The organism is Dickeya dadantii NCPPB 898 (assembly GCF_000406145.1).
Taxonomy (GTDB): domain Bacteria; phylum Pseudomonadota; class Gammaproteobacteria; order Enterobacterales; family Enterobacteriaceae; genus Dickeya; species Dickeya dadantii.
On sequence record NZ_CM001976.1, the window covers coordinates 3475411 to 3487761 of the forward strand.

General features: G+C 57.2%; 11 protein-coding genes. 4 read left to right on the forward strand and 7 right to left on the reverse strand.

The features are described 5' to 3' along the window. Nucleotides 1–50 precede the first annotated feature (50 nt). Nucleotides 51–428: an antibiotic biosynthesis monooxygenase family protein gene (locus DDA898_RS15585; RefSeq protein ID WP_038911678.1), complete on the reverse strand. Its 378-nt coding sequence runs from the start codon at nt 426–428 to the stop codon at nt 51–53. Nucleotides 429–526: 98 nt separating this feature from the next. Beyond that, the gene (locus DDA898_RS15590) at nt 527–1420 is read right to left on the reverse strand and encodes an NAD(P)/FAD-dependent oxidoreductase (protein ID WP_038911679.1); all 894 of its coding nucleotides are present in this window, start codon (nt 1418–1420) and stop codon (nt 527–529) included. A 360-nt stretch (nt 1421–1780) separates the two neighbouring features. Here DDA898_RS15590 and DDA898_RS15595 point away from each other — a divergent pair, with 360 nt between their 5' ends. Further along, nucleotides 1781–2428 (forward strand): TetR/AcrR family transcriptional regulator, encoded by a 648-nt coding sequence (locus DDA898_RS15595; protein ID WP_038911680.1) that lies wholly within the window; start codon nt 1781–1783, stop codon nt 2426–2428. Nucleotides 2429–3010: 582 nt separating this feature from the next. On the opposite strand, the gene guaA is transcribed toward DDA898_RS15595, so the two are convergent. After that, the gene (guaA, locus tag DDA898_RS15600) at nt 3011–4588 is read right to left on the reverse strand and encodes a glutamine-hydrolyzing GMP synthase (RefSeq protein WP_038911681.1); all 1578 of its coding nucleotides are present in this window, start codon (nt 4586–4588) and stop codon (nt 3011–3013) included. An 87-nt stretch (nt 4589–4675) separates the two neighbouring features. Beyond that, entirely contained in the window at nt 4676–6139 is a 1464-nt protein-coding gene (guaB, locus tag DDA898_RS15605; RefSeq protein WP_013318942.1) for an IMP dehydrogenase, read from the reverse strand. 170 nt (nt 6140–6309) lie between these two features. Here guaB and xseA point away from each other — a divergent pair, with 170 nt between their 5' ends. The 3 genes from xseA to DDA898_RS15620 all read left to right on the forward strand — a co-directional run bounded on the left by xseA (nt 6310) and on the right by DDA898_RS15620 (nt 9188). Next, nucleotides 6310–7698, forward strand: a complete 1389-nt coding sequence (xseA, locus tag DDA898_RS15610; protein ID WP_033111994.1) for an exodeoxyribonuclease VII large subunit — start codon at nt 6310–6312, stop codon at nt 7696–7698. A 91-nt stretch (nt 7699–7789) separates the two neighbouring features. Next, entirely contained in the window at nt 7790–8839 is a 1050-nt protein-coding gene (locus DDA898_RS15615) for a M4 family metallopeptidase (RefSeq protein ID WP_038911682.1), read from the forward strand. Then, nucleotides 8820–9188, forward strand: a complete 369-nt coding sequence (locus DDA898_RS15620; RefSeq protein ID WP_013318945.1) for a protealysin inhibitor emfourin — start codon at nt 8820–8822, stop codon at nt 9186–9188. The genes DDA898_RS15615 and DDA898_RS15620 overlap by 20 nt, the downstream gene beginning before the upstream one ends. 3 nt (nt 9189–9191) lie before the next feature. On the opposite strand, the gene DDA898_RS15625 is transcribed toward DDA898_RS15620, so the two are convergent. The 3 genes from DDA898_RS15625 to bamB all read right to left on the reverse strand — a co-directional run bounded on the left by DDA898_RS15625 (nt 9192) and on the right by bamB (nt 12346). Beyond that, the gene (locus DDA898_RS15625; RefSeq protein WP_038911683.1) at nt 9192–9452 is read right to left on the reverse strand and encodes a zinc ribbon domain-containing protein; all 261 of its coding nucleotides are present in this window, start codon (nt 9450–9452) and stop codon (nt 9192–9194) included. 84 nt (nt 9453–9536) lie between these two features. Next, nucleotides 9537–11024, reverse strand: coding sequence for a ribosome biogenesis GTPase Der (gene der, locus DDA898_RS15630; RefSeq protein WP_038901776.1), 1488 nt, complete (start codon nt 11022–11024; stop codon nt 9537–9539). A gap of 140 nt (nt 11025–11164) precedes the next feature. Beyond that, nucleotides 11165–12346 (reverse strand): outer membrane protein assembly factor BamB, encoded by a 1182-nt coding sequence (bamB, locus tag DDA898_RS15635; RefSeq protein ID WP_038911684.1) that lies wholly within the window; start codon nt 12344–12346, stop codon nt 11165–11167. Nucleotides 12347–12351 lie beyond the last annotated feature (5 nt).

The window sequence follows — 12351 nt, forward strand, 5'->3', positions numbered from 1 at the left end:
ATAGATGTTCCGTTTCATGCAACGAAGGGATATACGGCGCGTACCTGGCGTCAGGCCGTGCAAAAACCGGGGATGGCGACCTTCTGAAACAGGTGCGGCGTGGCTGAAACGGATGGCGGATAGGCCGAAACCTTCGCCATGAACTCGGGACGGGCGAAGGCATCGCGGAGCGTCTCGGTGGACTCCCACTCCACATAGTTCAGGAAGATCGGGCTATCGCCGATCGCTCGATGCATTTGGGTGGAGATGTAGCCCGGCTGTTTCGTCAGGATTCCGGCAGCCGCCGTAAAGGCATCCAGAAAGCCCGCTTCGTCGGCGGAACCGACCGTGAATATATTGATGAGTACGATTGGTGCGACCGAGATGCCCAGTTGGCGCTCAAGCGGGAATTCATCGTCTAGCGGCTTAAATTTCTTTAAAACTTCCATGGTAGTATTCCCATCTATTGTGAAATCGAAACTGGGGTGATCGATGCGGCTAGCAGGCTTCAGAAGCCTGCGGCAACCGGAGAAGGTAATCGGTACTCTCAAACCAGCATCGACTGCTGGGCGGAGATACCCGCCATGGCGCCTTGCCATACCGCCGTGGTGACCGAATGCATGGAGGGGTTGGCGAGGTCGCCCGCGGCGTAAATGCCGGGCATACTGGTTTCACGGCGCTCGTCGACCTTGAGGGCAATGCCCTGGGGCGTATCGACCGAGGCAAGGCCCAGCGATTCGTGCAGGCGTGCTGACGGCTTGTTGCGCGGATGCGCGAACAGGATGTCGACCGCGACAGGGGGGGCGACATCGAGCCTGATAGTGGCGTTACGGCTCGCGTCATAGTCGATTTCGGTGATCCGTCCATCGATGACGGGAATGCAGCGGTGCGCCAGATCCACCCGGATATCGGCTGGAATGTCATGACCATCGGCAAAGACCGTCAGCGTGTCGGTCCAGTCGTGGTACAGCCTGACGTAGTTGTGCGACATTGGGCCAGACCAGACGAGGCCCCAATGCCGGCCGGCGACTTCAAAGCCGTCGCAATAGGGACAAGGCACGATGCTCGAACCCCAGCCTTCGGCAAAGCCCGGAACAGCGGGAATCTGGTCGGCAACGCCATAGCTCAGTATCAGGCGGCGCGCCCTGAGGCTTTCGCCATCACTGGTGAGGACAGAGAAATCGTCGATGGCGCCGGAGACGCTCTCGGCCCGGGCACTCACCAGTTTGATCGTGGGATAGCGCGTCAGTTGCTGCCGAGCCTCGGTCAGAATGTCCTGCGGCAGTTTGTGGTCATGGCCGAGCACGCCATGCGAGCGATCCGCGAAGCGATTGCGCGGCAGGCCGGTATCGAGAACGGTGACCTTGCGGCGGGCACGGCCGAGTTGCAGCGCGGCGGCGAGGCCGGCAAAGCTGCCGCCGATGATGATAACGTCATTCATGGTAATGGGTTCCGTGTTGTTGATGGAAGGTGTTGGGCTTAGTGGTGGACTGTGCGTGGGCAAAGCCGGTGATGGAAAACGCGGCCAGCTTCAATAGGGATCGTCGTTTCATGGAAATCTCCTTGTTTAGTAGGCCGGCACGTTATCGTCATGCGATACACGCCGCGAGCAGGGCTTCGGCATCGGCGAGTTACCATCACTGCGTTAACCAACGGGACAACGGCGCCTTCGATATCGCCGGGTAAGCCGTGGAAACGTGATTAAAGAGCAGGTTGAAACCTACTCATTGGCTTGCACAGTTCAGATACTATGCGGTATCATAATTAATAAATTAAGATACTGTCAAGTACTGGAATTAGCATGACCGAAAAAAAGCAGGGGCGGCGCGGCCGGCCCGCCAACGAGGCGCTTAGCCAAACGATAGTCGACGCCGCGAGCGAACTCTTTGTAGAACTGGGTTTTCAAGCGACGACAATGGACAAGGTCGCCCAGCGGGCGAAGATATCCAAGCTAAGCATCTATCGGCATTTCGAGAACAAGGAGGCGCTGTTCAGCGCAGCCATCGCGGCTCACTGCCATCAGTTTGCACCACAGGCCCTTATTGAAAGCGTCGGCGGTTCGGCCGAAGATCAGCTCATCGCGGTGGGATCATCCCTGCTTCGCACGCTGTTAAGCCCGGACGTCCGCAGTGTCGAAGCCATGATCATGGCCGACAAGACGAATCAAAAGTCGTTAAGCAAGCTCCATTACGAAGCCGGCGCTGCCTATGTCATCGCTCAGATCGAGGCCCTGTTGCGTCAGTTGCACGCGAAGGCGCTGCTGAACGTGCCTGATCCTCTCCGGTCCGCCCGCTTGTTTGGCGCGCTTATCAAAGGATCCGACCTCCTGACAATCGCTCTGTTCGATGAGGCGAGAGTAGAGGGCGACAACGAAATCGAATCCTACTGCCGGTCGGCCGTCGCCATGTTCATCGCTGCCCACGGTGGCAACAATCACTCGGGCGGATAAGATAAGTAGCAGACGCATTGCCAATCGATGTGAGGCTAATGCGCTGCTATTGCATGAAAGACGCAGGCTTCAAGCGTAAAGATAATCTGGACATGTGCAAACTCGGTCACATGAGTCCACGGTGTGTGACGGACGCCGATAATCAGGCCCAGTCCGGGCGTTCATGGACATGGAGAATGTGATGCTGTTGACGCGGCAATCAGTTGTTGGGTCTGAACCTTCTGGTAGTTAGGGCTGTTCCCCCTTTTCAACCGCCGCCAGGGGACTTCACACAATGGTACAAAAAGGGGGTTTCCAATCGGGCGTCGACAACGCCATGCGCGCTTGCAGGTAACAGTGGCGAGGCAGATGGTGATGAGTTACCCATACCAACATCATAGTGGAGACTGGCAAACAGTTACTGCTGACATCTGCGCTGCTGAGCGTTCTCGATACCATGTCGGCATTCTTTATCCTGGACATGGTATCGATATAGCTCTCTCACATACGTACGATGTGCGCCATTAAAAACGCCATTGATAACGTAGTAAACATGACTATATTTTATTTTTTACAATAAAATCAAGTATTTATTAATAAACCCTACTCCCACTCGATCGTCGCCGGCGGCTTGCCGGACACGTCATAGACGACCCTTGAAATCCCGTCCACTTCATTAATGATGCGGTTGGAGACACGACCGAGGAATTCGTACGGCAGGTGCGCCCAATGCGCGGTCATGAAGTCGATGGTTTCAACAGCGCGCAGCGAGACGACCCAGTCGTATTTACGGCCGTCGCCCATGACGCCGACGGAACGCACCGGCAGGAACACGGTGAACGCCTGGCTGACCTTGTCGTACAGGTCCGCTTTGTGCAGTTCTTCAATGAAGATGGCGTCAGCGCGGCGCAGCAGATCGCAGTACTCTTTCTTCACTTCGCCCAGCACGCGTACGCCCAGACCCGGCCCCGGGAACGGATGACGGTACAGCATGTTGTACGGCAGGCCCAGCTCAAGACCAATCTTGCGCACTTCGTCTTTGAACAGCTCTTTCAGCGGCTCAACCAGCCCCAGCGCCATGTCGTCCGGCAAACCGCCGACGTTATGGTGCGACTTGATGACGTGCGCTTTGCCGGTAGCGGAAGCGGCGGATTCGATCACGTCCGGATAGATGGTGCCTTGCGCCAGCCATTTCACGTCGGTCAGCTTGCCCGCTTCTTCGTCAAACACGTCCACGAAGACGCGACCGATGGTTTTACGTTTCGCTTCCGGGTCGTCAATGCCCGCCAGCGCCGACAGGAAACGCTCCTCCGCCGCCACATGAACAATGTTCAGGCCGAACTGGTCGCCAAACATCTCCATCACCTGCTCGGCTTCGTTCAGGCGCAGCAGACCGTTGTCCACAAACACGCAGGTCAGGCGATCGCCAATGGCGCGGTGCAGCAGCAACGCGGTCACCGAGGAATCAACCCCGCCGGACAGGCCGAGAATCACCTTGTCCTTGCCCACCTGCACACGAATGCGTTCAACCGCGTCGTCGATGATTTTTGCCGGGGTCCACAGTGCTTCACACTGGCAAATGTCGCGCACAAAACGTTCCAGCATGCGCTGGCCCTGACGAGTGTGGGTCACTTCCGGGTGGAACTGCACGCCGTAGAAGCGTTTTTCCTCGTTAGCCATGATGGCGTACGGACAGGTGTCGGTGCTGGCAACGGTCACGAAATCAGCCGGGATGGCGGTGACCTTGTCGCCGTGGCTCATCCACACATCCAGCAACGGCGCGCCGCTGGCACTGACGGCATCCTGAATGTCGCGAATCAGCACGCTGTTGGTCTTCACTTCCACCTGCGCATAACCGAACTCACGCTCGCTGGAGCCTTCTACCTTACCGCCCAGTTGCATCGCCATGGTCTGCATGCCGTAGCATACGCCCAGCACCGGCACGCCTGCCTGGAAAACATATTCCGGCGCGCGCGGGCTATTGAACTCGGTGGTGCTTTCCGGACCGCCGGAAAGGATGATGCCATTCGGGTTGAACTCGCGAATCTGCGCTTCGGTGACATCCCATGCCCACAGTTCGCAGTATACGCCCAGCTCACGCACGCGACGTGCCACCAGCTGCGTGTATTGCGAACCGAAATCCAGAATAAGAATGCGATGTTGATGAATGTTTTCTGTCATGAGAGGCGTATTCCACTACGGAGCGAAAGAAAAATTGAACCCGGCAAGTTTACCGGGTTCGTAACATTAAATCAGCCGGTAACGCGCTTAGCCCATACGATAGTTCGGCGACTCTTTGGTGATGGTCACATCATGAACGTGACTTTCCTGAATACCGGCGCCGCTGATGCGCACAAATTCGGCTTTGGTACGCAGCGCATCAATGGTCGGGCAACCGGTCAGACCCATGCAGGAGCGCAGGCCGCCCATCTGCTGGTGCACGATCTCTTTCAGGCGGCCTTTATACGCCACGCGGCCTTCGATGCCTTCCGGCACCAGTTTGTCGGCAGCATTGTCAGACTGGAAATAACGGTCGGACGAGCCTTTGGACATCGCGCCCAGTGACCCCATGCCGCGGTAAGATTTAAACGCACGGCCCTGATACAGTTCGATCTCGCCCGGAGATTCTTCGGTGCCGGCCAGCATGGAACCGACCATTACGCAGGCGGCGCCGGCGGCGATCGCTTTGGCGATGTCGCCGGAGAAACGGATACCGCCGTCGGCGATGACCGGAATGCCAGTGCCTTCCAGCGCGTCAACCGCATCGGCAATCGCCGTAATCTGCGGCACGCCCACGCCGGTCACGATACGAGTCGTACAGATAGAACCGGGGCCGATGCCCACTTTCACCGCGCTTACGCCGGCTTCGGCCAGGGCGCGAGCGCCGGCGCCAGTCGCCACGTTACCGCCGATGATCTGCAGATCCGGGTATTTAGCGCGGGTTTCGCGGATACGCTGCAACACGCCTTCGGAGTGACCATGGGAAGAGTCGATCAACAACACGTCCACACCAGCGGCGACCAGTGCGTCGATACGTTCTTCGTTGCCGGCGCCGGCGCCTACCGCCGCGCCCACGCGCAGGCGACCGTGCTCGTCTTTACAGGCGTTCGGCTTACGCTCGGCTTTCTGGAAATCTTTTACCGTGATCATCCCGACCAGACGGAATTGTGTATCCACCACCAGCGCTTTTTCGATGCGGCGCTCGTGCATTTTCTGCAGCACCACGTCGCGTGCTTCGCCCTCTTTTACCGTCACCAGACGTTCTTTCGGGGTCATTACCGCGCTGACCGGGCGGTCCAGATCGGTGACGAAACGCACGTCACGGCCGGTGATGATACCGACCAGTTCATTGCCTGTCGTTACCACCGGGTAACCGGCGAAACCGTTACGTTCAGTGAGTTGTTTCACCTGACGCAACGTGGTTTCCGGGGTGACGGTCTGCGGGTCAACCACCACGCCGCTTTCATGGCGCTTCACGCGGCTAACTTCTTCCGCCTGACGCTCAATAGGCATGTTCTTGTGAATGAAACCGATGCCGCCTTCCTGCGCCAGCGCAATCGCCAGCCCGGATTCGGTCACGGTATCCATTGCAGCGGACAGCATGGGAATGTTCAGGCGGATGCGCTGGGTCAGTTGAGTACTCAGATCGGCCGTGTTGGGCAGAACCGTGGAATGGGCTGGAACGAGGAGAACATCATCGAAGGTCAGTGCTTCTTTAGCGATACGTAACATGGCAATATCTCACCGGAATTGGGATGGGAATTAGATAAAATATTGCCGCGGCATTATACAGGCCGAAATCGATTGCCTCCAGTATTTTTTTATAAAAATGCTTGCGAACGGCCCACTGACCGGTAGTATTGAGGATTAACTCTCTGTTTTAATTTTTGATCCGGGTCACAATGTCCTCATCATTGCCGTCATCCGCCATATTTACCGTCAGCCGCCTGAATCAGACGGTAAAACAGTTGCTGGAAGGTGAAATGGGCCAGGTCTGGCTCTCCGGCGAAATCTCCAATTTCTCCCAACCCTCCTCCGGCCACTGGTATTTTACACTGAAAGATGAACGCGCTCAGGTGCGGTGCGCCATGTTCCGCACCGGCAACCGGCGGGTGACCTTTAGACCGCAAAACGGACAACAGGTACTGATTCGCGCCACCATCACCCTGTACGAACCGCGCGGCGACTACCAGTTGCTGGCCGAAAGCATGCACCCGGCGGGCGACGGCCTGCTGCAACAGCAGTTCGAGCAGTTGAAACAGCGCCTGTCGGCGGAAGGGTTGTTCGATCAACAATACAAGCAATTGTTGCCCAAACCGGCGCGTCAGGTTGGCGTCATTACCTCCGCCAGCGGTGCGGCGCTGCACGATATTCTGCACATTCTGCAACGGCGCGATCCGTCCCTGCCGGTGGTAATCTACCCGACAGCGGTGCAAGGCGTGGATGCGCCGGCTCAGATTGTGCGGGCCATCGAACTGGCCAACCTGCGTCAGGAATGCGATGTGCTGATCGTCGGCCGCGGCGGCGGATCGCTGGAAGACCTGTGGAGCTTCAACGATGAACGAGTGGCGCGAGCTATTTTTGCCAGCCGTATCCCGATTGTCAGCGCGGTCGGTCACGAAACCGACGTGACCATTGCCGATTTCGTGGCGGATCTGCGCGCGCCGACGCCTTCCGCCGCGGCGGAACTGGTCAGCCGTAACCAACTGGAGCTGTTGCGGCAGATCCAGTCCCAGCGCCAGCGGCTGGAAATGGCGATGGACTACTATCTGGCACAGCGCCAGCAGCAATTCGTCCGGCTACAGCATCGGCTGCATCAGCAACACCCGCAACTGCGCCTGGCCCGCCAACAGACCCAGTTGATTCGCCTGCGCCAGCGTCTGGATGAAGCCATCCAGTTGCAATTGCGTCAACAGACGCGCCGTCAGGAACGCGTTGTCCAGCGGCTACGACAGCACCAGCCGCAACCACGTCTGCACCGTGCGCAACAGCAGGTACAACAGTTGCGCTATCGCATGCAATCCGCGTTGGAAAAACAGCTTAATCAGCATAAACAACGGTTTGGCGAAGCCTGTTCCCATCTCGAAGCCGTCAGCCCGCTGGCGACGCTGGCGCGCGGCTACAGTGTCACCACCGCGCCGGACGGCAAAGTCATGAAGCGTACCGCTCAGGCCGCCAAGGGCGATATACTGAAAACTCGGCTGCAGGATGGCTGGGTAGAGAGTCAGATAACTGAAATACAAAAAGAATCTACCAAACCACGCACTAAACGCCAGACGAAAAATATTTAGTGATTAGGCTATACTTATCGTGTCATAACTGTGGTAGATCAGTGTTGATAATATGTTGCAAACCATACTGCAAGGCATAAGGAGATGAAGTATGCAATCCGCCCGTAACATCATTCCGCCCTATATTCTCCATCGCATTATCAACAATGGATCGGATGAGGAACGTCGTTGCGCGCAACAAACTCTGATGCACGTGCAGTCACTGATGGTGGCCCCGGTCATCCATCCCGATGAACATGAGGAACATCCTGCCGGCAAGATACAGCGCGACATTTACGACGCAGAGCACCAGCAGACGCTACCGGGTAAGCGGGTACGGGCGGAAGGCCAACCGGAGAATGGCGACATCGCTGTTGATGAAGCCTACACCTATCTGGGCATTACCTATGACTTCTTCTGGAAAATCTTCGGCCGCAATTCACTGGACAATAAAGGCTTGTCGCTGATCGGCAGCGTCCACTACGGCAAGGATTACCAGAACGCGTTCTGGAACGGGCAGCAGATGGTGTTTGGCGACGGCGACGGCAAAATCTTCAATCGTTTCACCATCGCACTCGATGTGATCGCCCATGAGCTGTCACATGGCGTGGTGGAAAGCGAAAGTAACCTGCTGTACTTCCGCCAGTCCGGCGCGCTCAACGAATCGCTCGCGGACGTGTTTGGCTCTATGGTCAAACAGTACCATCGCAATCAGAAGGTACAGCAGGCGGACTGGATTATCGGTGAAGGACTGCTGGCCGAGGGTATCGACGGCAAGGGACTGCGCTCCATGGCGCGCCCAGGAACCGCCTATGACGACCTGCTGCTGGGCACCGATCCGCAACCGTCTCACATGCGGGATTTCGTTAATACCCGTGAGGACAACGGCGGTGTACATTTAAATTCAGGGATACCCAACCGTGCCTTTTATCTGGCCGCCATGGCACTGGGCGGCTATTCCTGGGAAAAAGCCGGGCATATCTGGTATGACACCCTGCGCGACAAGGAACTGCCGCAAAATGCGGACTTCTCCATCTTTGCCAGATTTACCGTGGAACATGCCAGAAAACGCTTCAATGAAGCGGTAGCTGATGCCGTACTGCGAGCCTGGCATCAGGTCGGGGTCGATACGGGAGTTCTTAATGAGCACGAACAGGAATAACCTGCCCGATTTAACGGATGATGTGATCATTGAACTGGCGCGCGAGGGCGGCTTCGCCTGGATCCCCAAACTGGCCGGCCTGCGCCGCTTCGCGCTGGCCGAAGTCCCCGCCGCCAAAAAAGAGAAACTCTGCGCCATGCTGCGTAACATCCTGCCGACAGCGCAGGAACCCGGTCAGCCAGACTCTCCCGGCCGCGGCGACCAGTTTTACTACCGTATCCATATTCACTACTGCAACACGCCGGATACCCACCAAACGGACTGGATATTGCTGATCCCCGAACAGAGCGCGCCATCCGAGCTGGAAGCCTTATGGCGCAACGGCCTGGATGACGATCAAACCTCCTGACAGCTACTGCGGCTGGTAACGAATGACCACGCGGGCACGTGAAATCAGCCCGTGACCGCCGGCACACAGATAGCTTTCCGCCCCACAGGCACGCAACACCTGCAACGGCTGTTCGCATTCCGGACACAGCGCCAAACGCAGCAAATCTCGCTGGCAAGCCTCACAGCGGTACTGTTCGTTACAGAGGTATTGTTCGTTACAGAGGTACTGTTTGTTGCCGCGCCATACCATCGGCTGTTGACATTCTGGACAATAAGCGTCCATCTTCCTCCTCCGGATCACACCATGAAAAACGGGGCAGAATCGCTCCTGCCCCGATATAACAACTGATTTCACCGCTGCCGATGCTTACTTGCCTTTCTTGATGTGCTGCATCAGGCGTTTACGTTTGCGCAGCTGATTCGGCGTCAGCGTATTGCGTTTGTCGGCGAACGGGTTTTCCCCTTCTTTGAACTGAATGCGGATCGGCGTTCCCATCACGTCCAGCGAACGCCGGTAGTAGTTCATCAGGTAGCGCTTGTAGGAATCCGGCAGATCTTTGACCTGATTACCGTGGATCACCACGATCGGCGGGTTATATCCCCCGGCATGAGCGTATTTCAGCTTCACACGACGGCCGCGCACTAACGGCGGCTGGTGGTCATCCGCCGCCATCTGCATGATGCGGGTCAACATAGCGGTTCCCACACGGCGGGTGGAACAGTCGTAGGCTTCGGTGACGGATTCAAACAGGTTACCCACGCCGCTACCGTGCAACGCCGAAATAAAGTGGATACGGGCAAAATCGATGAAGCCGAGGCGCAGGTCGAGGGTTTCCTTCACCTGATCTTTGATCTCCTGCGTCAGCCCGTCCCACTTGTTCACCACAATCACCAGCGAACGGCCGGAGTTGAGGATAAAGCCCAGCAGCGACAGATCCTGATCGGAAATCCCTTCGCGGGCGTCGATCACCAGCAGCACCACGTTAGCGTCTTCGATCGCCTGCAACGTCTTGATCACCGAGAACTTCTCAACTGCATCGGTAATCTTGCCGCGTTTGCGTACCCCAGCGGTATCGATCAGCACGTAGTCGCGGCCATCACGTTCCATCGGGATGTAGATACTGTCGCGCGTGGTGCCCGGCATGTCGAACACCACCACTCGCTCTTCCCCAAGAATACGGTTGGTCAACGTTGACTTGCCGACATTCGGGCGGCCGACGATAGCTAGCTTGATCGGCAACCCTTCCAGATTCGGTGCATTATCTTCGCCATCAATGTCGTCATCGCCTTCACTAAGCTGTTCCGCCCAGTAAGCCGCGTTCGCTTCTTCTTCGGTCAGTTCACGCGTTTCCTGTACCGGATCGACGACAAACGGCAACAGCACTTTTTCCAACAAAGAAGTCACGCCACGGCCATGCGACGCCGCAATTGGATGCACCTCGCCCAGACCGAGCGAATAGAAATCGGCAATGCCGGTATCGATATCGATACCATCGACTTTGTTGGCGACCAGAAACGTGTCTTTTTCACGCATGCGCAAATGCTGGGCAATGGCGTGATCCGCCGGCATCAGGCCATCGCGGGCGTCTACCAGAAACAGCACGATATCCGCTTCTTCAATCGCCAGCAGCGACTGCTCGGCCATGCGCGTTTCCACGCCATCTTCATTACCGTCGATGCCACCGGTATCGATAATAATGAATTCATTTCCCTCCACCTCGGCACGACCATACTTGCGGTCACGCGTCAGCCCAGGGAAATCCGCCACCAATGCGTCACGAGTACGCGTCAAGCGGTTAAACAGCGTGGACTTCCCCACATTCGGGCGCCCGACCAGCGCGACGACAGGTATCATTGTTACAACCTCATTGCTTATATTTCAATTCGTTACAGCAGAAAGGTCTGCTGATGATAAAAGACGAAACGGCCCCTGACAGTATCAGGAGCCGTTATGGGGATGGCGGATTCACCGCCTGTCCCGGTCATGCGAAGCGGTTAACGGGTAAAGGCGTAAACCTCGCCGCCTTTGGCCTGCACCAGTAGTTTATCGCTGGCAACCACCGGTTTGCTCAGCAGGCCGGAACCGTCCACTTTCTGCTGAACCACAAAGCGGCCGTCAGTGGTGTTGACCCAGTGCAGATAGCCTTCGGCATCGCCAACCACCAGATAGCCATTATACAACGCCGGCGCCGTCAGATTACGGTGCAGCAGGTCGCCCTGTCGCCAGATCACCACGCCGCCGTTGGTGTTGAGCGCCGTGATGCGGTCGTCCTGATCGACCAGATAAATACGATCGCCATCGACGATGAAATCATTCACCGAACCAATTTCGCGCTTCCAGGTAATCTGCCCGGAACGCAGATCCAATGCGGTCAGGTTGCCATTATATCCCAGCGCATACACCACGTTGCCTGCCACGACCGGCGTGGTGTCGACATCGTTCAGACGAGCGATTTCAGTCGCGCCGCCCGGCTGGGAAATACGCTGCTGCCAAATCAACTGACCCTGATTGATCATTACCGCACTGACGCGCCCGTTGTCGCCGCCGACAATCGCCGCGCCAAACGCCGTCGTCGGCGCAGACTCGCCGCGCAGCGACAGCGACGGCATATCCAGATTCACGGTCCATTTGATGGTGCCGTCAGATTCGCTGAGCGCCTGCAGCATACCGTTGCTGGTATGAATAATCACCACGCCATCGCTGACCACCGGGCTGGACAACACTTCGCCCGCCACCTTGGTCTGCCACTGCAATGCACCGTCGTCAGCGTTCAGGGCGAACAGCTGCGCGCGTTCACTACCGACATAAACATGGTTGCCCGACACGGCCACCCCGCCCGACAGCAGCGCCGGACGGTTGCTGGACAGCAACCCGGTTTTTTCCGCCAGATCGACGCGCCACTTCTCTTCGCCGCTATTCAGATCCAGCGCTTTTACCGTACCGTGACGATCGGCCGCATACACGCGGCTGTCCTGCCAGGTCGGATGCAGATTGGAGTAGAAATCACCGGTACCGTCTCCAACGGAGCGACTCCAGACTTTGGTGGGGGTAAACTGGTTGGTCACCTGCGGCAGCGGAGACATTTTGACCACGTCTTCCTCACGATCAAACAGCGAACAGCCGCTCAGCAGGGTGACGGAAACCAGTCCGACCAAAAGTGTTTTACGCAGTTGCATGAAGT